Below are 22,116 nucleotides of genomic sequence, written 5' to 3' on the forward strand. Positions count from 1 at the left end.
CATTGGCGTACTAGCGGGCGACCGAACCCTCGGTGTAATCGTCGTTGGTCTTGATCCAGGAGAACAGCTTGCGCAGGTCGCGGCCGGTGGCCTCGATCGGGTGGTCCTCGCCCTGCTTGCGCAGTGCGGCGAACTCCGTTCCGCCAGCATCCTGGTCATCGATGAACCGCTTCGCGAAGGCGCCGTTCTGGATATCCGCGAGGACTGCCTTCATGTTTTCCTTCACGCTCGGGTCAATAACCCGCGGGCCCGATACGTAGTCGCCGTACTCGGCGGTGTCGGAAACACTCCAGCGCTGCTTTGCGATGCCGCCTTCAACCATGAGGTCAACGATGAGCTTGAGCTCGTGCAGCACCTCGAAGTACGCAACCTCGGGCTTGTAGCCTGCCTCGGTGAGCGTTTCGAAGCCATACTGGATCAGCTGGGAAGCTCCGCCGCACAGTACTGCCTGCTCGCCGAAGAGATCGGTTTCGGTTTCCTCGGTGAAGGTGGTCTCGATGACACCAGCACGGGTACCACCGATCGCCTTCGCGTAGGACAGCGCAAGTTCCTTCGCCTTGCCGGACGGGTTCTGCTCGACCGCAATCAGGTCGGGGACCCCACGGCCGGCTTCGAACTCGCGGCGGACAATGTGGCCCGGACCCTTCGGCGCCACGAGGGCGACGTCGACGTCGGCGGGAGGCTGGATGTAGCCGTAGCGGATGTTGAAGCCGTGTCCGAAGAACAGCGCGTCTCCGGCGTTCAGGTTCGGAGCAATATCCTCGGCGTAGACGTGGCGCTGCACCTGGTCCGGGGTGAGAACCATGATGAGGTCGGCTTCGGCAACAGCTTCAGCCACACCAACCACGCGCAGGCCCTCGGCTTCGGCCTTGGCGCGGGACTTGGAGCCCTCCTTAAGGCCAACGCGGACGTCGACGCCGGAGTCACGGAGGCTCAGCGCGTGGGCATGGCCCTGGCTGCCGTACCCGATGACGGCCACGGTGCGGCCCTGGATGATCGAAAGGTCTGCATCGTCGTCGTAGTACAACTCGGTCACTTGTATATCTCCTGTGATGTGTTCTGCTCCGCACTGAAAGGCGAAGCGTTCGGGTACTGGTTTAGGTAGTCGGGTCAGGTCAGGAACGAGTCAGCGCTACGGGCTATGCGCTTCAGCGTCATGCACTTCGAAGCGCTCTGTCACTCATGGACTTCGCGCCACGACTGATCGCGAGCGTTCCCGACTGGACTATTTCGCGGATGCCGAACGGCTCAAGCACTGACAGGAGCGCGGTGAGCTTTTCGGCGGTGCCGGTTGCCTCGATGATCAGCGAGTCGGTGGACACGTCAACCACTGAAGCGCGGAACAAATCTGCAGCCTGGGTTACCTGCAGCCGGGTTGCGGCATCCGCACGCACCTTGACCAGGATGTGGTCACGCTGCACGGAAGATTCAGGAACAAGCTCAACGATCTTGATGACGTTGATGAGCTTGTTCAGCTGTTTGGTGACCTGCTCCAGCAGGTCACCTTCAGCCTCGACGACAACGGTAATCCGGGACATTCCGGAAATTTCCGTTGGGCCGACAGCGAGTGAGTTGATGTTGAAGGCGCGCCTCGCGAACAGGCTTGCCACCCGGGTCAGGACACCCGGTACGTCTTCGACCAGTACGGAAAGGGTATGACGGGCCATGGTTAGTCCTCCTGCTCCCATTCCGGGGTCATGTTGCGGGCAATCTGGATGAGGTCGTTGCTGACCCCGGTCGGAACCATGGGCCAGACCATCGAGTCGCGGCTCACCACGAAATCGACGACGACGGGACGGTCGTTGATCTCGAGGGCCTGCTGGATAGTGGAATCGATATCTTCGTCGCGCTCACAGCGCAGGCCTGCACAACCGTAGGCATCGGCAAGCTTGACGAAGTCCGGAATACGGACGGTGTCGTGTCCCGTATTCAGGTCGGTGTTGGAGTAGCGGCCTTCGTAGAACAGGGTCTGCCACTGTCGCACCATCCCGAGGGACGAGTTATTGATGATGGCCACCTTGATGGGGATCTTGTTGATAACGCAGGTTGCCAGTTCCTGGTTGGTCATCTGGAAGCAGCCGTCGCCGTCAATGGCCCAGACCACGCGGTCCGGGTTCCCGACCTTGGCACCCATGGCCGCCGGCACCGCGTAACCCATGGTGCCGAGGCCGCCTGAATTCAGCCAGGCGTGCGGGCGTTCGTACTTGATGAACTGCGCCGCCCACATCTGGTGCTGGCCAACGCCGGCCGCGTAGACGCCCTCAGGACCGGTCAACTCACCGATGCGCTGGATGACGTTCTGGGGTGCGGACAGGCCATCATCGGGCTGGGTGAAACCGATGGGATAGGTTTCACGCAGGCGGTTCAGGATAGCCCACCAGGCGCTGTAGTCAGGGGTTCCGGCGCTGGCGAACTGCTCCCGAAGGGCAGCGGTGAATTCAGGGATGATCTCCTTCACCGAACCGACAATTGGCACATCCGCGGTGCGGTTCTTCGAAATCTCTGCCGGGTCGATATCAGCGTGGATGACCTTGGCACCCGGTGCAAAACTCGACAGTACCCCGGTCACCCGGTCATCGAACCGCGCGCCGAGGGTGATGAGGAGGTCCGATTGCTGCAGCGCTGTGACAGCCGAAACCGATCCGTGCATGCCCGGCATGCCTACATGCTGCTCGTGGGAATCGGGGAAGACACCGCGTGCCATCAGCGTGGTCACCACGGGTGCGCCCACCAGCTCCGCGAGTTCCAGGAGCTCAGCGGACGCGTGGCCCTTGATGACACCGCCGCCTACGTAGAAGACCGGCCGCTCGGACGCCATGATAAGGCGGGCGGCCTCCCGTACCTGCTTGGAGTGCCCGCGGACGACGGTCCGGTACCCGGGGATGTCGATCTTCGGCGGCCAGGAGAACGTCATATTGCCCTGCTGGGCGTCCTTGGCGATATCCACCAGCACCGGGCCCGGCCGGCCGGTGGAGGCAATGTGGAACGCCTCGGCAAGCACGCGGGGAATGTCCGCAGCCTTCGTCACGAGATAGGAGTGCTTGGTGATCGGCATCGTGATGCCGACGATGTCCGCTTCCTGGAACGCATCGGAACCAATCACGGCACTCGAAACCTGGCCGGTAATGGCGACCATCGGCACCGAGTCCATGTGGGCGTCAGCTATGGCGGTGACGAGGTTGGTGGCGCCGGGACCGGAGGTGGCTATGCAGACACCGGGGCGTCCGGTAACCATCGCGTAGCCCTGTGCGGCATGACCTGCGCCCTGCTCGTGGCGGACCAGGATGTGGCGGAGCTTGGTCGATGCCATGAGGGGGTCATAGGTGGGGAGGATAGCTCCGCCAGGAAGGCCGAAGATGTCGTCGACGCCTAGTTCCTCAAGTGAACGGATAATCGCCTGGGAACCCGTCATGGGTGTGGGCTGCACGGTGCGGTTCGGCCCGAGCACGGGGCTGACATGCCCTGAGGCCGCGTCCTTCCCCGTTGGTTGGGCCGGCGCCGCCGGCGCGGGTTGTTTGGCTGCCATCAGCGCTGGGCTGATGGGCGATCCCTTGGACATCCTTGTACTTCCTTTTGTATCCAACGCGGCCTTGGCGGGCTGCGTAAATGTGCTGCGCTTTTCCATTCGGTGGGAACAAAAAAACCCCTCAGCCTGGTGGGCTCTGCGAGGGGTTTGCGCGTGACGTAGAGAAACCGGTCGGGGCTTTAGGCCACGCGCTTGGTAACTAGGACTACGGATACGAGCTGCATACCTGTAGTTTTCACTCCCCCGCCGAAGGTGTCAACAGCACCTCGCTCCGTCTCACTATGTGGACTGGCCTTCCAGTTAGTGGACACTAACTGGTACGACGACGACGGCGTAATCTGCCGCCGTCGTCGTGCCCTGCACTACCCGCAGTAGGCGCCTTCCGAGGCCGAATGCACCAGCTTGGCGTACTTCGCGAGCACACCTTTGGTGTACCTGGCGGGCAGGGGCTCCCACCCAACCCTGCGTCGGTCCATTTCCTCGGGCTCAACCAGGAGGTCGAAAGTTCTATTCGAAATGTCAGCGCGGATACGGTCGCCATCCTGAACGAACGCGATCGGGCCGCCGTCGACGGCTTCGGGCGCAACGTGCCCGATGCATAGCCCGGTGGTACCGCCCGAGAAACGGCCGTCGGTGAGCAGCAGGACATCTTTGCCAAGACCGGCTCCCTTGATGGCTCCCGTGATGGCGAGCATCTCCCGCATACCCGGTCCGCCCTTGGGGCCTTCATAACGGATGACAACGACGTCGCCTGCCTTGACCTCGCCCGCAGCGAGAGCCTTCAGTGCGCCCTGTTCGCGCTCGAATACGCGCGCTGTTCCCTCGAAGACGTCGGCGTCGAAGCCTGCACTTTTCACGACTGCGCCCTCAGGGGCAAGTGAACCCTTCAGGACCGTGATTCCGCCGGTCTTGTGGATCGGGTTGTCGAGTGCGCGCAGGATCTTTCCGTCAAGGTCCGGTGGGTTGATGGATGCGAGGTTCTCGGCGAGCGTCTTACCGGTCACCGTGAGCACATCACCGTGCAGCAGGCCGGCGTCCAGCAGCGCCCTCATGATGACGGGAACGCCGCCGACCTTGTCGACGTCGGTCATGACGTAGCGGCCAAACGGCTTCAGGTCACCCAGGTGCGGGATGCGGTCACCGATCCGGTTGAAATCATCAAGGGTCAGTTCAACCTCGGCCTCGCGGGCAATGGCCAGCAGATGAAGAACGGCGTTGGTGGAGCCGCCGAACGCCATGGTCACGGCGATGGCGTTCTCGAAAGCCTTCTTGGTCATGATGTCGCGGGCGGTGATACCGAGGCGTAGCAGGTTGACTACGGCCTCGCCGGATTTGCGCGCAAACTCGTCGCGGCGGCGGTCGGCGGAGGGCGGGGCAGCTGAACCGGGGAGGGACATACCCAGTGCTTCACCGATGCAGGCCATGGTGTTGGCGGTGTACATGCCGCCGCACGCCCCCTCGCCGGGGCAGATGGCGCGTTCAATCCGATCGAGGTCCCCACGCGACATATTGCCTGCAGCGCAGGCGCCGACGGCCTCAAAGGCGTCAATCAGGGTGACTTCCTTCTCGGTGCCGTCCTCCAGCTTGACCCAGCCGGGCATGATCGAGCCTGCGTAGAGGAAGACACTGGCGAGGTCCAGCCGGGCGGCGGCCATGAGCATGCCGGGCAGCGATTTGTCGCAACCGGCGAGCAGCACCGATCCGTCGATGCGCTCAGCCTCCATGACCGTTTCCACGGAATCAGCAATGACTTCCCGGGAGACCAGCGAGAAGTGCATTCCCTCGTGGCCCATTGAGATGCCGTCTGACACCGAAATGGTTCCGAACTGCATGGGGAAGCCGCCGCCCGCGTGGACGCCTTCCTTGGCCCCCTGCGCGAGGCGGTTGAGGGACAGGTTGCACGGCGTGATTTCATTCCAGGAGCTCGCGACGCCGACCTGCGGCTTGGAGAAATCATCATCTCCCATGCCGACCGCTCGCAGCATGCCCCTTGCAGGGGCGCGCTCCATGCCGTCGGTTACCGCCCGGCTTCGGGGTTTGATGTCCGGTGTGACTTTGGCTTCGCTTTCCACGCTCATGGGTCAAAGTCTAGGCCTACCCGGCGGCAGCGCTGTGCGTGTGACCGGCCTGTTACTTCGGTGGGGTGGCGCGTTTTCCGGTAGGGTAAGCGGCGCGTTGCAACCAACACTTTCCCTACACAGGCCCTCTCCATGATTCCTCGACAGCCGCACCCCGACGGCGAGACCGAAAGCTCTGTCCTGAAGCGGGCGCTGAGGCGGGTCTTCGACTCGCAGATCCCCAACTACGGGGACTACAACCTCGTTTTCGGTGCCAACGTTCGGCACGAGGTGACGGACGCGGGCGGGCAACGGGTGACGAAGGCCAAGTATTTTGTCATCGGCTACAGATGGCAGCCGTCCGAGCTGATGATCGCTCCAGTGAAAAGCGCTACCCTGACCGGTGGCGGCATTCCGGTCGAAATCAACATCACGAATCTGGTTCACGCAGTTCAGCTTGCGGGCGGCGATTACGAGGTAGGCACCAGCACCGGGAAGACGTTCCGCTTCGGCGTGCAGCCCTGGATGGCGTGCCATCAGTCCGCGGACCTCGTCCTCACGCTGGATCAGGCCGAGGATCACACGGACTTCGAGTTGTTCATGCAAACCTTCGTCAGGCTGGCCGGGCCCTGACGCTAATGGCCCGATGCTGACGGCCGGGCGTATTCGTCAGGCTCTTTAGCCCTGAACCCATGGGCCTGGAACCACCAGGTTCTTTGGTTCGGTTCCGGAAGCGAAGGCGTCGAGCTGCCCGCGGAGCAACCGCACCATGCGCGGCCAGAAGGCGCCGGTATTGCCTCCGTTGTGCGGGGTGATTATGGCGTTGTCAGCAGCCCACAGCGGATGGTCTGCCGGGAGGGGTTCCGGATCAAAGACGTCAACCGCCGCATGGAGCCTCCCGCTGACCACTTCGGCTGTCAAGGCATCGGAGTCGACGACCGCCCCCCGTGCGACGTTGATGACGAGCGCTCCGTCCGGCAGTGCAGCAAGCAACTCCTTGCCCACGAGTCCCCTGGTGGACTCGCTCAGCGGTGTGATGATGATCAGTACTTCGTGGCGGGCTGCCAGTTCAACGAGTTCATCACTGCCGTGCACCGCGCCGCGCCCATCCATTCGTGCGGTGCTTCCCACCCGGGTGAGCTCAACTTCGAAAGCCTCCAGCCGTTTGGCGATTTCTTCGCCGATGCCGCCGACGCCGAGTAGAAGCACCCTGCGGTCGGCCAGGCCTGCGAAACGTCCCGGCTTCCATTCGCCCTTGAGTTGATTCTTCACGGCGACGTCAATCCCCCGCAGTGAGGCAATTGCGAGGCCCACTGCCATCTCGGCTGTCGCCGCCGCGTGCACTCCCGCAGCACTGGCCACTGCCACTCCGTCGCCTGCCATTTCCGGTATGCCTTCATATCCAGTGGTCTGGGTCTGGACAATTTTGAGGTTCGGCGCTGACCGCATTGCCTCCGTGTAATCCTTCGATGACATGTACGGCAGGACTACCGCATCGATCTCGGAGAGTTGCGCCCCTGCGGGACTGCCCTCCAAGTCCCACTGCACCAGGCGGATGCCAGCGGGTGCCGGCTGGAGTGCCTCAAAAAGATCGTTGCCAGGCACCGTCACTGTACGGACCGAAGGAGTAGTCATGGTTTCAGCGTATCGAAGGCACCACTGCGCGCCGTGATTCGTTTCAGTACCTGTGAAGCTTTCAATCGCGGGACGTTCCCAATCCTCTTCCGCTCCCTGCTGGCTCCTGGGAGGTGCGGTGATCCTCACGCTTATCCTCACCGGCTGCCAACCAGGCGGTGAACCGGAGCCCCGCTTCGCTGGCTCCCTGCCGCAGTCGTCGTCGGAATCCCCCTCAGCGGGAGTCGCCACGACACCGGGTGCCTCAGCTGAGCCGACTAACCCACCCACGCCGGCTCCCAGTCCCACGGCACCCCAACTCGCTGCTGCCGGTGAGGAGGCTACAGGCCTTGGGCTTCCCTGGTCCATGGCTGTGCTGCCGGATGGATCCCTGATTGTCACCGAACGCAACACCGCTGAGGTCAAGCGCATTGACGGTGACCAGTCGTCAGTTCTTGGTGTGATCGAGGACGCCAGCGCAGCAAGTGGTGAGGGCGGCCTGCTCGGCGTAGCGATCGGCCCTGACTTCGAAACTGATCCACGCCTGTTTCTCTACTACACCAGTCCGGAGGACAACCGGATCGTGAGCGTGCCGTACACAGACAACGGCCTGGGCCAACCGGAAGAGGTGCTCACCGGAATCCCGAAAGCGAATATCCATAACGGTGGAAGAATCAAATTCGGTCCGGATGGCTATCTCTACGTTGGCACTGGAGACGCTGGCGACGCGCCGAGCGCGCAGGATCCCGCGAGCCTCGGCGGCAAGATCCTTCGTATCACCACCGACGGCAGTCCGGCACCGGGGAATCCGTTCGACTCAACGGTCTATTCAATCGGTCACCGGAATGTGCAGGGGCTCGCCTGGGACTCAGCAGACAGGCTGTGGGCAAGTGAGTTCGGACCAGAGCGCGACGACGAACTGAACCTCGTCACGGCCGGCAGCAACTATGGGTGGCCGGAGGTGACCGGGGCGCCCAATGACGAGCGCTTCATCGACGCGCAGGTCGTGTGGCCTTCAACGGCCAGCTCCTCGCCGAGTGGAATGACCATTGTCGACGACGTCGCGTACATCGGTGGGCTGCGAGGACAGCGCCTCTGGCAGGTGCCGCTGTTTGGCGGCATCGCGGGTGAGCCGGCAAGCTTCTTCGACAGCCAGTTCGGGCGCCTGAGGGACACTACCGTTGGGCCCGACGGCGGTCTGCTTATTGCGACCAACGAGGAGGGCGGGTCCCGGATTGTGCGTGTCGATATGCAGTAGCTCACATCGACCTATTGATTTCGGGAATCCCGATGAGGGCTGGTACAGTTTAGTGCTGTTGCGGAACGCCGGTGAGACCGGAATTCGCAGGCACCTCTAGCTCAATTGGCAGAGCAATTGACTCTTAATCAATGGGTTCCGGGTTCAAGTCCCGGGGGGTGCACACACAAAAAACCGTCCGTTCGAGCAATTGCTCGAACGGACGGTTTTCATTTGACCTGCTCAAAGCCAAGGGCGCATTTCTCCCCGTTTGGCGCCAAGGGCCCAAGGGCGCATTTCTTCCCGTTTGGCGCAATCTACGGCTGGGTGCTTTTGTTGGCAAGGCCTGAGGCCGGTAATTCTGCGGGCGCGGCTGTGCCAACCAGATCGCCTGACCAGCCCCAGCGGGGTGCACCGAGCTCGCGGATGACGGACTGCAGATGGCCACGGAGCTCATCCGATACCAGTTCCCCACCGGTAATGAGCGTCCGTTCGACGTCCTGGGCTTCCTTCAGCACGCGGCTGCCTCCAGGGGTGATCGACACCTTGTGGCTGCGACGGTCAAGATCGCTCCGCACGCGTGAAACATGGCCCCGCACTTCCAGGCGGGAAAGCGTCTTGCCCATTGTCTGCGCCTGGACCCTCACAATCTGCGCGAGGCTGGCCTGCGTCATTGCGCCCTGACTTTCCAGCACACCGAGAGCAATGACACCTGCGTGTGTCACACCGATGTCCACCAGGCGCTCGTTCCAGGCGTGCTCAACCAGCCGCGCGGCCGTCGTCAATAGTCGACCTGTGGGCCATTGCTCGAGATCCGGCATTAGCTAACAACTTCCTTTCGCCCCCCTGCGGCCCTCGCTGGGAACGTGCGAAGACCCTGAACCCATCCCCATATGATAGCTACGGTTCGGCGCATGACCCGCGCCGCGTGCGCCACCAGCGCCCACTGAGACCGAACAGAAAGTTTCGTATGTCCAACCGACTTAACATCGGGGATAGTGCACCCGACTTTACGCTCAATTCCTCTGAAGGAAACACCTTCTCGCTCAGCGACTTCGCGGGCAAGAACGTCGTCGTCTACTTCTACCCAGCTGCCGCAACTCCCGGCTGCACCACCCAGGCCTGCGATTTCCGGGACAACCTGGCCTCAATGGCTTCCGCCGGTTATGAAGTGGTGGGCGTCTCGCCGGATTCCGAGAACAAGCTGCGGTCCTTCACTGAGAAGGAATCATTGACCTTCCCCCTGCTGTCCGACCCGGATCACACCGTTGCCGAAGCGTGGGGCGCGTGGGGAGAGAAGAAGAACTATGGCAAGACGTATGAGGGTCTGATCCGCTCAACCGTGGTCGTGGACGGCGAGGGCAAAGTCAACCTCGCCCAGTACAACGTGAAGGCAACCGGCCACGTGGCGAAGTTACGCCGCGATCTTGGTATCGACTGAAGCTGCGTACAATAGTTGGTGCGTCAGACGGGTTCCGGGGTTTTCTTGACCGGGATTCCGTGAGGCGTGCCTGGCGCGAGTGGCGGAATTGGTAGACGCGCTGGATTTAGGTTCCAGTGTCTTCGGACGTGGGGGTTCGAGTCCCCCCTTGCGCACCAGCACTACAGAGGCCCGCACATAGTGCGGGCCTCTGCGTTTCACAAAACCTTTGTTCAACAAAGCCTTTCTTCTCACGGCGGTTCTATTCCGCTGGAGGTCAGCCGAGAGACAGGTGACGCAGATCACCAGGTGCCGCTTGAACCTCCTATAACCCTGCCAGCCCGCGGAACACGTGCCGCGAACACTGCCCGTAGGTCACCGTTACCAATGTGTGAGGCAACTTTGTCTTTCTCCTACCCATCCACCGTCCGGACTCACGCGAACTAAACGTGAGACGCCAACACGGCGTCGTAACAGGAAGTGACCATCGCGTTTAGCCGTGGGGGTCTGAACCAATGAAGGAGAAATGAAATGGAACTCATCAAGCGCAGGAACCTTTCCGTACTCGGCGTTGCAGCAGTAGCCATGTTCGGCTTGGCAGCATGTGGCGGAGGCAACGAGGCTTCGACCGACACCGCAACCTCCGAGTCGGCCATGACCGAAACAACAGAGGCCGCGGACGAAGCAACGAGCGAAGAAGCTACCGAAGAAGCATCCGACGAAGCCATGGACCCAGCCGCCAACCTGGTTGGCCCCGGCTGTGCAGGCTACGCCGAGCAGGTTCCCGATGGAGACGGTTCAGTAGCCGGTATGGCGGAAGACCCCGTAGCCACCGCGGCTTCGAACAACCCGATCCTCACCCAGCTGACCGCCGCTGTAACCGGCCAGTTGAACCCGGACGTTGACCTGGTCGACACCCTGAACGGTGACGAGTTCACCGTTTTCGCACCAGTCGATGAGGCTTTCGAAGCACTCGATGCAGCGACTGTAGAAGCGCTGAAGACTGACGCCGATCTGCTTAGCGGCATCCTGACCTACCACGTTGTTCCGGGCCAGCTGCTTCCGGACGAGGTTGCGGGCACCCACATGACCGCCAACGGTGCTGAACTCACCGTTGAGGGCGAAGGCGATACGATCACCGTTGGTGAAGATTCTGCAGCAGTCATCTGTGGTGGAGTCCAGACCGCCAACGCAACGGTCTACCTGATCGATGCCATCCTGATGCCCCCGGCCGAGTAATCAGCCCGATCATCAGTTCGATTACTGGGCGGGAGATCGCCCAAGTAAAGACTCCTTGATTCGACTCCTCTAATTGGATCAGGGAAAAAGGCGGGTACCAGCACGAAAGTGCTGGTACCCGCCTTTCCTTTGTCCGCAGGTCGGCAACCAGCGTGCTTCCAGTCTTCTCGCCTACACTGAAAGTTCCGTCACACACCCTGCGCGCCTCTCGCGCGCCCGAGGAGACCATGCCTGCGAGCCCAACGTCCCGCCGTCGTGCGCTGTCTGCGCCGTCGCTGCGGTTGGCTGCAGCCGCCTGCGTACTCGGGCTCACGGCATGCACCTCCGGCACGCCCCTGCCCACCAGTTCGACGACGGCGCCTGCGTCCACTGACGCTCCCACCGCTGCCGGGGACCCGACACAGGGAACCTTCACGTTCGGCACTGCTGCCGACCCGATCGGCCTCGACCCAGCGCTGACCGGCGACACGGAGTCCTTCCGCGTAACCAACCAGATGCTCGAAGGCCTGGTCGGCATTGATCCCCTGACCTCCGAGCCGGCGCCCCTGCTGGCCACCTCCTGGGAAGCGCGGAACGAAGGACGCTCCTACGTCTTCAAACTGCGCGAAGACGTGGTCTTCCATGATGGTGAGCCGTTCAACGCGGAGGCAGTGTGCGCCAACTTCGAGCGCTGGTACACCATGCCGGAACAGATCCGCGGAACAGAATCGGCTACCGCTTTCGAAACGGTGTTCAAGGCGTTCTCGGATCAGCCGGAGAATTCTGTCTATGATTCCTGCCAGCCGCTCGGAGAGCATGAGGTCCTCATCCGGCTCACGGGCCGCCTGACCTCATTCATACCGGCGATGGCCATGCCCTCCTTCGGGATGGCCTCTCCGAAGGCCCTCAATGAACTCGGCGCCAATCAACTCACGGAAGAACGCAGCGGGACGGCCCTGTCCCGGTTTGCGTTGAACCCCGTAGGCACTGGCCCCTTCACTTTCCAGGGCTGGGGCGAGCGGGAAGTAACGCTGACCGCCTTCAAGGAATACTGGGGCAACCCAGGCGAGATCCAGACCGTCACCTTCCGCACCCTCCCGCATTCAGATGCCCGGTTGCGTGCCCTGATCAGGGGTGAGATCGATGGCTACGACCTCGTCACCGTGGACAATGCAGCAGAGCTTGCCAGGGAAGGCCAGCAGATACTGCAGCGTGATCCGTACTCCGTGCTGTACCTCGGCCTCAACCAGGACTTCCCCGGCGTGGACGACATCCTTTTCCGCCAGGCGGTGGCCCACGCCATCGACAAGGAGGCCCTCATCGAAGGCACCTTCCTCGAAGGCACTTCTGCGGCGACGCAGTTCATCCCGGCGAAGCTTGCCATTCCCTCCGAAGATGTGACCGAATACCAGTATGATCCCGAGCTCGCCGCTGAGCTGCTTGAGGAAGCAGGTTACAACGGTCAGCCATTGCCGTTCCATTACCCGCGCAACGTATCCCGCCCGTACCTGCCCTCCCCGGAAAAGGTCTACGCCGAAATCAGCCGGCAGCTCACCGCAGCAGGCTTCAACCTCCAGCCGGTACCCACGCAGTGGTCGGAGGATTATGTGAAGACCGCAACCACTGGGGGCGACCGCGCCTTCCATCTGCTCGGTTGGAGCGGCAGTTACCTGGACCCGGAAACCTTTGTGGGTCCCCTCTTCGGGAGCTACAGTGCGGAGTTCGCCTACCGGGACAACCAATTGGTGAGCAAGATCGCCCGGGCTTCGATCCTGCCGGACAGCGATGAACGGACGCTCGCATACCAGGGCATCAGTGAGAGTATCGCCGACGACATCCCAGCCGTTCCTCTCGCGTTTCCGGTCTCGGCCGCGGTCGTATCGCCCGAGGTCCTCAGCTACCCCGTGAGCCCGGTCATGCATGAAGTGTTCAACAACATCGACCTCGCCGACGTCGAGCTTCCCTCCTCCGGCAGCGAAGGCTGACTGGGACCAGAATCACCCTGCCGCAGCGGCCGGCCAATTTAGGGAACACCTCCCCCAGAGGCTACGCTTCTAGGGCTAGCGCCCTTGCTATTGGAGACTTATCTTGACTGCTGACAGCCAGGCGGGAAAGCCCGCGAACCACACTGACGTCGTTCTGATCGGCGGCGGAATCATGAGCGCCACTCTGGGCTCATTCATCAAGCAATTGCAGCCGGACTGGAGCATCACGCTGTTCGAACGGCTGGACCGGGCGGGCCTGGAGAGCTCCGATCCCTGGAACAACGCCGGCACCGGGCACGCAGCCTTGTGCGAACTCAACTACTCCCCCGCGGGTAAAGACGGTTCGGTGGATCCAGCCAAAGCCATCTCCATCAACGAGCAGTTCCAGGTGTCGCGCCAGTTCTGGGCCCACATGGTGTCCAACGGCCATCTCGGCGACCCCGGCAGCTTCATCAACGCTGTTCCCCACATGAGTTTTGTCTGGGGCGAGGCCAATGTTGAGTACCTTCGGCGGCGCTACGAAGCCCTGCGCACGCAGCCTTTGTTCAAATCGATCGAGTTCTCCTCGGACCACTCGAAGATTGCCGAGTGGACCCCGCTGATCATGAAGGACCGCAACCCGTCCCAGCCGGTGGCGGCGTCGCGGGTTGAAGGAGGCACCGACGTCGACTTCGGCGCCCTGACACGTGGGCTCACGAGTTACCTGGCAGAGAACGACGCCGACCTTCGCTACGGGCACGACGTCACCAACCTCTCAAGGGACTCCCAGAACCGGTGGGACGTCACCGTCCGCAACCGCGCAACCGGTCAGCAGCACACCGTAAACACGCGGTTCATCTTCATTGGTGCGGGAGGCGGCGCCCTGCACCTGCTGCAGAAGAGCGGCATTCCGGAAGGGCGCGGCTTTGCCGGCTTCCCGGTTTCCGGGCAGTTCCTGCGCTGCACCAACCCGGTCACCGTGAACCAGCACAATGCAAAGGTTTACGGCCAGGCCTCAGTCGGCGCGCCTCCGATGTCCGTACCCCACCTCGACACACGCTATGTCAACGGCGAGCGGTCCCTCCTCTTCGGGCCGTATGCCGGGTTCTCCACGAAGTTCCTGAAGCGGGGGTCCCTGCTGGACCTTCCGTCGTCAATCCGGCCATCCAACCTGCTGCCCATGCTGGCAGTCGGGAAGGACAACATCCCGTTGACCAAGTACCTCATCTCCGAGGTGCTGAAGAAGCGCGAGGCGAAGAATGAGTACCTCAACGAGTTCATTCCTTCCGCAGACGGAAACCGCTGGGAACTGATCTCTGCCGGTCAACGTGTTCAGGTCATCAAGAAAGCTCCAGGCAAGGGCGGGGTACTGCAGTTCGGCACCGAGGTCATCACCTCGGCTGACGGCACTGTGGGCGCCCTTCTCGGCGCGTCTCCCGGTGCATCGACAGCAGCGCCGATCATGATCGAGTTGATCCGCCGCTGTTTCCCTGGACAACTCGCCGCCTGGGAACCCAAGCTCAAGGAAATGATCCCCGGCTATGGGACAAAGCTGAACGACAATGATTCGCTCACCGATGACATCCAGTCGATGACGGACCAGGTACTGGGACTCAAGTAACGGCGGACCCATCAGGGGTGGTTGGCCGCAGAAGGTAAAACATGTTCCGTTTGGCGCAGCTGTCCCTCGGCAATCGTGCTCTGATTGCCCTGATCACGGTGTTCGCCGCCGTGTTCGGCGTCATCACCATGGGTTCGCTCAAGCAGGAGCTCATCCCGTCCCTTGAGTTCCCGCAGATCACTGTTGTCTCAGCGCTTCCGGGTGCCAGCCCGGAGTACCTGGACAAGCAGGTCAGCGAGCCTCTCGAGCGGGCGCTGAGCGGTGTGGAAGGCCTCGAATCTTCCTCGGCTACCTCGCGCAACGGCGTGTCGACAATCGGGTTGATGTTCGCGTACGGCACCGATCTTGACCGGGCGCGCGGCCAGGTGGACCGCGCTATTTCCACTGTCCGCTCCGCGCTTCCGGACGAGGTTGAGCCGCAGTCACTCGCCGGAAGCATCAATGACCTGCCGGTGGTCTTCATGGCAGTGTCCTCGGACCAGCCGCTCAGTGGACTTGGCGAGGAACTGCGCAGGCTCACCGTTCCCCGGCTGCAGAAGGTCGAGGGTGTCCGCAGCGCCGAGATCACGGGCGGCGCGCAGCAGCACATCTCGATCCTTCCGCGCGAGGAGGATCTGGCCGCGAACGGCCTCGCCATACCGGACATCGTGGATGCGCTGGAAAACAACGGTGAGCTGTTCCCCATCGGAACGCTGGTAGAGGGCGAGCGTTCCCTTACCGTCCAGGCCGGCAGTCCGGTGAACTCACTTGAGGACATTCAGGCCCTGCCGCTGTCCCCGGCAGATCCGCCCGAGTCCGCAGCCCCTGAAGAACGTGTGAGCGCCGGTGCGCCTATAACTATTGGAGAAGTGGCCGACGTGTCGATCGCCGACGACGACCCCACCTCCCTGACACGGACGAACGGCGCCGAAACGCTGGCGCTCACCGTAACCAAGGTGCCTTCGGCGGACACCGTCACGCTGTCCAATGCTGTGACGGCGCTCATTCCTGAACTTGAACGGGAGTTGGGCGACAGCGCCGAGATCACCGTGATCTTCGACCAGGCACCCTTCATTGAACGTTCCATCTCGGACCTGACGACTGAAGGCTTGCTGGGACTCGGGTTCGCCGTCGTCGTCATCCTGGTGTTCCTTCTCTCAGCGCGTTCCACCCTGGTGACGGCGCTGTCCATCCCTTTGTCGCTCCTGATCACGTTCATCGGGCTCGCGGCAACGGGATACTCGCTGAACATCCTGACGCTTGGTGCACTGACTATCGCGATTGGCCGTGTCGTGGATGATTCGATCGTGGTGATCGAGAACATCAAGCGCCACCTGGGCTACGGCGAGGAGAAACGGGCGGCAATTCTCACCGCCATCCGTGAGGTAGCGGGCGCTATCACCGCTTCCACGCTGACCACCGTTGCCGTCTTTGCACCGATTGCATTCGTGGGTGATCTTGCCGGTGAACTGTTCCGGCCCTTCGCGCTGACGGTGACCATCGCACTGCTGGCCTCCCTGGCCGTGTCCCTGACCATTGTTCCGGTGCTTGCGTACTGGTTCCTCCCCCAGGCTCGCGGGAGGGTTGATGGCAGGGAGCAGCGCCGGCTCGCCGAAGAGAAGGAACAGCGCTCCTGGCTGCAGCGCGGCTACCTTCCCGTCCTGCACGCCACGCAGCGCCATCCGGTATGGACCGTAGTTGCCGGCGTGCTGGTGCTTGCCGGAACGGTCGCAATGGTGCCGTTCATGCAGACCAACCTGCTTGGCAGCACCGGGCAGAACAGCTTCAGCATTACCCAGCGGCAGGAACCGGGATCGAGCCTCGACAACACGGTGGCGGAGGCCGGCCGGGTCGAGGAAGTGCTTGCCGAATTCGAGGAGATCCGTGATGTTCAGGTAACTGTTGGCAATGCGTCGGGTTCCCTGGGAGCACGCTTCTCGGCAGGTGCCTCGACGGCCCAGTTCACTGTCACCACCGAGGAAGACGCGGACCAGGAACAGCTCCAGAACGAGGTGCGGGCAGCACTTGACGAGTTGGAGGGCGCCGGGGATATTGCCCTGGCCAGCCAGCAGGGCGGGTTCGGCACGTCCAACACTGTGGACATCAACATCACGGCTCCGGAGCCTGCCATTCTTGCCGAGGCGAGCGACGCCGTCGTCGCCGCCATGGCCGATGTGCCGGGTGCCCGCGATGTCACCAGCAACCTTGCGGCAGCACAGCCGCAGGTCCAGGTGAGCGTGGACCGGGCCGCTGCCGTTGGGGCCGGGCTGAGCGAGGGCCAGATCGGCGCGCTGCTGGGTGGAAACATCAGCGCGATTCCCGGCGGGACAGTGCGGTTGGAAGCTACCGACTACCCGATCCTGATCGGCGAGGGAACCGAAATCACCAGCCTGGATCAGCTCCGTGAGCTTTCCCTTCCCACCGCGATGGGTCCGGTTCCGCTTTCCGACGTTGCCACCGTTGAGGAAGTGCAGGTTCCACTCACCATCACCAGTTCCAACGGTGAACGCACAGCGCGCGTCTCCATTACGCCGTCGGGAGACAACCTCGGTGCGCTGACCGCCGAGGTGACTGAAAGGCTCGACGGCGTTGCGTTGCCCTCGGGTGCCGGTGCCACCCTGGGCGGGGCGTCGGAGCAGCAGGCAGAGTCCTTCGGCCAGTTGTTCCTGGCGCTGTGGGCCGCGGTGGCGATTGTCTACGTCATCATGGTGGCGACTTTCAAGAGCCTCATCCAGCCCTTGATCCTGCTCGTGTCCGTGCCGTTTGCTGCGACCGGTGCCATCGCACTGCTGGTGGTGACGGGCATTCCGCTCGGCCTGCCGTCGCTGATCGGCATGCTGATGCTGGTGGGGATTGTGGTGACCAATGCCATTGTGCTGATTGACCTGATCAACCAGTACCGGCGTCCGCACGATGGTGGGCCTGGACTAAATGTGGGCGACGCCATCATCCGCGGCGCCCGGCAGCGCCTGCGTCCCATCCTGATGACCGCTCTGGCGACGGTTTTCGCGCTCACTCCCATGGCGCTGGGGCTCACCGGTGAAGGCGGCTTTATCTCCCAGCCGCTCGCCGTCGTCGTCATCGGTGGTCTGGTGTCCTCGACCCTGCTGACGCTGGTGCTGGTTCCGGTGCTGTACCGACTGGTCGAGGGCAGGCGTGAAGCGCGTGCGGCTGCACGGGAGGCGGAGCTGGCGCTGCAATAACAGAGGGACTCAGCTGTGACCTTCGGGGAACAAACCGCCGCAGTCCTTGGTTACGGAGTACAGTAGATGCAAATGCATGTACTTCTAGGGTAGGAGGAATCCCATGCAAATCGGTATCTTCAGCGTTGGTGATGTGACGGTCGACCCCACGACGGGCGTTGCACCAACCGAACACGAGCGCATCAAGGCGATGGTCACCATTGCCAAGCATGCCGAAGACGTGGGTATGGACGTTTTTGCGACCGGCGAGCACCACAACCGGCCGTTCGTTCCAAGCTCACCGACCACCATGCTGGGCTACGTCGCAGCGCAGACCTCGCGCATCATCCTCTCGACCTCCACGACGCTCATCACCACGAATGATCCGGTGAAAATCGCCGAAGACTACGCGATGCTGCAGCACCTTGCCGAAGGCCGGGTTGACCTGATCCTTGGCCGTGGCAACACCGCCCCGGTGTATCCGTGGTTCGGCAAGAACCCACAGGACAGCGTTGACCTCACGATCGAGAACTATCACCTGTTGCGCAGGCTTTGGGACGAGGACGTTGTGACCTGGGAGGGCAAGCACCGCACCCCCCTGAACAACTTCACCTCCACTCCCCGGCCGCTCGACGGCGTTGCCCCCTTCGTGTGGCATGGCTCCATCCGCACGCCCCAGGTTGCAGAGATAGCTGCCTACTACGGCGACGGCTTCTTCGCCAACAACATCTTCTGGCCGAAGGAGCATTACCAGCAACTCATCTCGCTCTACCGCGAGCGCTATGCACACTACGGTCACGGCACCGCAGAGCAGGCGATCGTTGGCCTCGGCGGGCAGTTCTTCATCAGGTCCAAGTCCCAGGATGCGGTGAACGACTTCCGGCCGTACTTCGACAACGCGCCGGTATACGGGCACGGGCCTTCGTTGGAGGACTTCACGTCGCAGACCCCGCTGACCGTCGGGAGCCCTCAGGAACTCATAGAGAAGACCCTCACGTTCAGGGAGTTCTTCGGTGACTACCAGCGGCAACTGTTCCTGGTCGACCACGCAGGGTTGCCGTTGAAGACGGTGCTCGAGCAGCTTGATCTGTTCGGTGCTGAGGTTCTTCCGACGCTGCGCAGGGAGTTCGCTGAGCGGACACCTGCCAACATCCCGGCTCCGCCCACCTTCGAAAACCGGAAAGCAGCAGTGCCCGCCAATGCCTGAACCCGCCGTAGCGCCGCTGCGCCTCACCGCTGACACCTGGGAGTCGCTCTTCCGTGCGCAGGTAGCGGTGATGCGCCGGCTGCGGCGTGATGAGTCATTCCACACCCTGGCGCTTGGCGAGTATGACGTACTGTTCAACCTCAGCCGCTGTCCGTCCGGGTGGACCCGCCTGAACGAGCTGAACAATCACCTCCTGATCAGCCAGCCGAGCCTGAGCCGCATGGTTGAACGGCTTGAGAAGAAGGGGTTGATCCAGCGCAAACCTGCCCCTGAGGATCAGCGGGGTGTGCTCCTCGCCTTGACTGATGAAGGACGACGGCTTCAGCGGGAGATCGGGGCCGCGCATATCCGAAGCATCCACGCGCTGCTTGGGCCGGTCCTCAGTTCGGCGGAAATGGAGCAACTGCTCACGTTGACCGCGAAAGTCCGGCACGGTGTGGAGAACGACGGCGGGTAGGTCCGTCCTCGGCGCCGTCGTCAGGCTCTCGCGTCGTCGTCGTGGCTCCTGCGCGCTGTCGTCGTGGGTCCTGCGCGTCGTCGTCGCCGGTTTTCCGGCCTACGCGGCGGGTGGCGGCTAGGTGAGCTGAACTGCAGCGGCACCGTCGTCGTCGGGCAGTGTATCGGCCACCGCTGTGACGGTGAGCGTGTCGAGCGCCAGGCTGCCACCCACCGTCGAAAGGAATGCGGTGTCTGCGGCATCGCGTCCTGTGGCGATCCGCAGGAGTGACTGTCTGGGAGCAAGGCCAGTCGCGTCGACGACGTGCCAGGCACCTTCCACCCACGCCTCGACCACAGCATGAAAGTCCATCGGCGAAAGCCCCGGTGCATACACGGAGACCAACCTCGCTGGCACGTCTTTTGCCCTGAGCAGCGAGATGACCAGGTGCGCGTAGTCCCGGCAGACGCCCCGGCGGGCAAGGAGAGTGTCAGTGGCGCCGTCGGTGTGTCTGGATGTACCGGAAACGTAGCTGAGGTTCTCGTTGACCCAGGAGCGGACTGCCGCGAGCAACTCGCCTCCCTGCAGGCTTCCGAAGAGGGCGTACGACGACGGCAACAGTTTGTCGGACTCGCAGTAGCGGCTTGGCCGGACGTAGCGGATGAGATCGGCGGCATCGATTTCCGGCGTGATAGCCGAGCCCAGGACTTCCGCGCGGTAGTTCAGTTCAACGTTTGCGGGGTTTGTCAGCGAGAACGAGTGCAGAACACCGCCGTGTGCATCGTGGACTTGCTCTGGGGTGAGCGGTAGGCCGTCAGCGGCGACTTCCAGCACCTCGTCGACCGCTGTGTAGCCGGCATTTCGAGCAACAGCGACAGACACCACAAATGACGTGTTCTCGCGGGTGCGCGCTGTGAGGTGTGCCGAGACTGATCGCTTCATTCCTGGGACTCCCGGGAGGGGTTGGCGAGCGGTGGACTGTGCCGGTCTGAAACACTGGCTCTAACACGGTACGACGAGAAAGGCGCCCGGAGTGAATTCATCAAGCGAGGACAGCTCGGCCGGACGGCGGTTGAACGGCCTCACTGCCGTCATCACCGGGGCAAACAGCGGTTTGGGCCTGCAGACGGCAATCGGGCTGGGGAGGCAGGGTGCCGCGGTGGTGCTGGCGTGCAGGAGTGAGGAGCGGGGTGCAGTTGCCGTGCAACGTGTCCGGGACGCCACAGGAAGCGGCCGGGTGGAACTGCGGCTGCTCGACTTGGCAGACCTGGCTTCGGTGCGCTCATTCGCCAGTGAGTGGTCTGGGCCGCTGGACTTGCTGGTCAACAACGCAGGGGTGATGGCCACCCCCTTGAAGCGCACCGCCGACGGTTTTGAACAGCAGCTTGGCATCAACCACCTCGGGCACTTTGCGCTGACCGGACTCCTGCTGGACGCGCTTCGACTGGCGCCCGAGCCACGGGTAGTGACCGTGTCTTCTCTGGCGCACAAGCGCGGGAAGGTCGACTTCGAAGACCTGAACTCCCATCGGCGGTACCGCGCGTGGAAGGCCTATAACCAGAGCAAGCTCGCCAATCTCCTGTTCGCCATGGAACTCGACCGTCGTGTCCGTCATGCCGGTTGGTCAATGGTGGCAGTAGCTGCGCATCCAGGACTGTCGACGACGAACCTCACCTCGGGAATGCGCGGGGCGGCGGTGCTCGATCTTGCGGGCGGGTTCTTCCGGCTGATGGGGCAGTCCGACGAGGCTGGGGCCCAACCGATACTGCTTGGCGCCACCGGTCTGCAGGTGCATGGAGGCGACTACTACGGTCCGGACGGACCGGGCGAGACGCGAGGGAAACCTGTGCTGGTAGCGCCCGCGCCGTCAGTGCTCGATGAGGAGGTTGCACGGCGCCTGTGGACGGTGAGTGAGGAGCTCACCAATGTTGAGTTTGTTGGGCTCCCTGCGGTGCCTGGGCGTTAGTTGTCACGCCTGCCGTCGTCGTCGTCGCGGACCGTTTCAGCTCGCAACCTGGAGCGACAGGATCATGCGCCTGATAGCGTCGAAATCATCCTGATTGAAACGCTTCTGCGCTGCGGCGATTGTCGGGAAGGATTCCGTGCGGGAAGACGCCTCTGACGGATCAGGAGCGACGAGTTCGATCCGATCGCCGAAGGAGTACAACCCCACATGCTCGGGACCCTGCACGGTATTGGAGAGAACGCACGCTGCACCCTCAGCACCACCCACTATGTCCGTGAGCCCATAAGAGCTGAAGAATCGAAATCCCTGGAGCAGCCGCAGGACAAAGCGTGGTTCGATCGAACCTTCCGCCTCACCAGTCGAAGGAATATCGACGGGTTCACTCGCCAGGACGGTGTACGGGCTCGCTGAATCCTGCTCACACTCCTCCTGGGTTGCACTTATCCGGGTGTGAAGCTCGGCAATGGCTTTGCCGTCGGCGTCCGAAACTTCGAAGTGGAGTCCGCCTTCCTCGAACCCAACACCTGGATCCTCAATCGGCTCGACAGTCCACACTCCAGGCACTTCGAAGCTGATCAGCCGCTGCTCATCGCTGAATACGGTCCATCCGTCTCCGGGCACCGGGCGTTCGGGAAGCATCGGCATGGCAACCGGAGCAGCGCTCGTCGCTGTTGCGGCACTTGACGCGT

19 protein-coding genes and 2 tRNA genes are annotated in these 22,116 nt (G+C 62.6%); 13 read left to right on the plus strand and 8 right to left on the minus strand.

The window, feature by feature from the left end:
- Positions 1-10 precede the first annotated feature (10 nt).
- From ilvC to ilvD, 4 genes are all read right to left on the minus strand, one after another.
- Entirely contained in the window at positions 11-1,036 is a 1,026-nt protein-coding gene (gene ilvC / locus ACWA1U_RS13910; RefSeq protein ID WP_463722753.1) for a ketol-acid reductoisomerase, read from the minus strand.
- Positions 1,037-1,154: 118 nt separating this feature from the next.
- The gene (ilvN, locus tag ACWA1U_RS13915) at positions 1,155-1,667 is read right to left on the minus strand and encodes an acetolactate synthase small subunit (RefSeq protein WP_463722754.1); all 513 of its coding nucleotides are present in this window, start codon (positions 1,665-1,667) and stop codon (positions 1,155-1,157) included.
- 2 nt (positions 1,668-1,669) lie between these two features.
- Positions 1,670-3,559 (minus strand): acetolactate synthase large subunit, encoded by a 1,890-nt coding sequence (locus tag ACWA1U_RS13920; RefSeq protein ID WP_463722755.1) that lies wholly within the window; start codon positions 3,557-3,559, stop codon positions 1,670-1,672.
- 329 nt (positions 3,560-3,888) lie between these two features.
- On the minus strand, positions 3,889-5,604 hold the full coding sequence (ilvD, locus tag ACWA1U_RS13925) for a dihydroxy-acid dehydratase (protein WP_463722756.1): 1,716 nt from the start codon (positions 5,602-5,604) through the stop codon (positions 3,889-3,891).
- Between the two features lie 132 nt (positions 5,605-5,736).
- On the opposite strand from ilvD, the gene ACWA1U_RS13930 reads away from it, so the two are divergent.
- Positions 5,737-6,216: a hypothetical protein gene (locus ACWA1U_RS13930; protein ID WP_463722757.1), complete on the plus strand. Its 480-nt coding sequence runs from the start codon at positions 5,737-5,739 to the stop codon at positions 6,214-6,216.
- A 45-nt stretch (positions 6,217-6,261) separates the two neighbouring features.
- On the opposite strand, the gene ACWA1U_RS13935 is transcribed toward ACWA1U_RS13930, so the two are convergent.
- Complete coding sequence (locus ACWA1U_RS13935; RefSeq protein ID WP_463722758.1) at positions 6,262-7,218, minus strand: 2-hydroxyacid dehydrogenase; 957 nt, start codon at positions 7,216-7,218, stop codon at positions 6,262-6,264.
- A 118-nt stretch (positions 7,219-7,336) separates the two neighbouring features.
- On the opposite strand from ACWA1U_RS13935, the gene ACWA1U_RS13940 reads away from it, so the two are divergent.
- Entirely contained in the window at positions 7,337-8,455 is a 1,119-nt protein-coding gene (locus ACWA1U_RS13940; protein WP_463722759.1) for a PQQ-dependent sugar dehydrogenase, read from the plus strand.
- Between the two features lie 90 nt (positions 8,456-8,545).
- A tRNA-Lys gene (locus tag ACWA1U_RS13945) sits at positions 8,546-8,618 on the plus strand.
- Positions 8,619-8,751: 133 nt separating this feature from the next.
- Here the strand turns inward: ACWA1U_RS13945 and ACWA1U_RS13950 are convergent.
- Positions 8,752-9,255 (minus strand): MarR family winged helix-turn-helix transcriptional regulator, encoded by a 504-nt coding sequence (locus ACWA1U_RS13950; protein ID WP_463722760.1) that lies wholly within the window; start codon positions 9,253-9,255, stop codon positions 8,752-8,754.
- A gap of 149 nt (positions 9,256-9,404) precedes the next feature.
- Here ACWA1U_RS13950 and bcp point away from each other — a divergent pair, with 149 nt between their 5' ends.
- The 9 genes from bcp to ACWA1U_RS13995 all read left to right on the plus strand — a co-directional run bounded on the left by bcp (position 9,405) and on the right by ACWA1U_RS13995 (position 19,603).
- A complete protein-coding gene (bcp, locus tag ACWA1U_RS13955) occupies positions 9,405-9,875 on the plus strand; it encodes a thioredoxin-dependent thiol peroxidase (protein WP_463722761.1) in 471 nt (156 codons plus the stop codon).
- Between the two features lie 73 nt (positions 9,876-9,948).
- Positions 9,949-10,033, plus strand: a tRNA-Leu gene (locus ACWA1U_RS13960).
- Positions 10,034-10,385: 352 nt separating this feature from the next.
- Positions 10,386-11,093, plus strand: coding sequence for a fasciclin domain-containing protein (locus tag ACWA1U_RS13965; RefSeq protein ID WP_463722762.1), 708 nt, complete (start codon positions 10,386-10,388; stop codon positions 11,091-11,093).
- A 227-nt stretch (positions 11,094-11,320) separates the two neighbouring features.
- The gene (locus tag ACWA1U_RS13970; RefSeq protein ID WP_463722763.1) at positions 11,321-13,057 is read left to right on the plus strand and encodes an ABC transporter substrate-binding protein; all 1,737 of its coding nucleotides are present in this window, start codon (positions 11,321-11,323) and stop codon (positions 13,055-13,057) included.
- 103 nt (positions 13,058-13,160) lie between these two features.
- Complete coding sequence (locus ACWA1U_RS13975; protein WP_463722764.1) at positions 13,161-14,657, plus strand: malate:quinone oxidoreductase; 1,497 nt, start codon at positions 13,161-13,163, stop codon at positions 14,655-14,657.
- A 41-nt stretch (positions 14,658-14,698) separates the two neighbouring features.
- Positions 14,699-17,839: an efflux RND transporter permease subunit gene (locus ACWA1U_RS13980; protein WP_463722765.1), complete on the plus strand. Its 3,141-nt coding sequence runs from the start codon at positions 14,699-14,701 to the stop codon at positions 17,837-17,839.
- A gap of 103 nt (positions 17,840-17,942) precedes the next feature.
- On the plus strand, positions 17,943-19,025 hold the full coding sequence (locus ACWA1U_RS13985; protein WP_463722766.1) for an LLM class flavin-dependent oxidoreductase: 1,083 nt from the start codon (positions 17,943-17,945) through the stop codon (positions 19,023-19,025).
- Entirely contained in the window at positions 19,018-19,482 is a 465-nt protein-coding gene (locus ACWA1U_RS13990; RefSeq protein WP_463722767.1) for a MarR family winged helix-turn-helix transcriptional regulator, read from the plus strand. Before ACWA1U_RS13985 ends, ACWA1U_RS13990 begins: the two co-directional genes overlap by 8 nt.
- Positions 19,460-19,603: a hypothetical protein gene (locus tag ACWA1U_RS13995; protein ID WP_463722768.1), complete on the plus strand. Its 144-nt coding sequence runs from the start codon at positions 19,460-19,462 to the stop codon at positions 19,601-19,603. The genes ACWA1U_RS13990 and ACWA1U_RS13995 overlap by 23 nt, the downstream gene beginning before the upstream one ends.
- Here ACWA1U_RS13995 and ACWA1U_RS14000 read toward each other — a convergent pair.
- Positions 19,600-20,403, minus strand: a complete 804-nt coding sequence (locus tag ACWA1U_RS14000) for a transglutaminase-like domain-containing protein (RefSeq protein ID WP_463722769.1) — start codon at positions 20,401-20,403, stop codon at positions 19,600-19,602. The two genes, ACWA1U_RS13995 and ACWA1U_RS14000, sit on opposite strands and share 4 nt — an antisense overlap.
- A gap of 91 nt (positions 20,404-20,494) precedes the next feature.
- On the opposite strand from ACWA1U_RS14000, the gene ACWA1U_RS14005 reads away from it, so the two are divergent.
- Positions 20,495-21,427: an oxidoreductase gene (locus tag ACWA1U_RS14005; RefSeq protein ID WP_463722770.1), complete on the plus strand. Its 933-nt coding sequence runs from the start codon at positions 20,495-20,497 to the stop codon at positions 21,425-21,427.
- A gap of 36 nt (positions 21,428-21,463) precedes the next feature.
- On the opposite strand, the gene ACWA1U_RS14010 is transcribed toward ACWA1U_RS14005, so the two are convergent.
- Positions 21,464-22,072: a hypothetical protein gene (locus ACWA1U_RS14010; RefSeq protein WP_463722771.1), complete on the minus strand. Its 609-nt coding sequence runs from the start codon at positions 22,070-22,072 to the stop codon at positions 21,464-21,466.
- Between the last annotated feature and the right edge of the window lie 44 nt (positions 22,073-22,116).

This window comes from Arthrobacter sp. TRD_SC_6, from assembly GCF_055361185.1.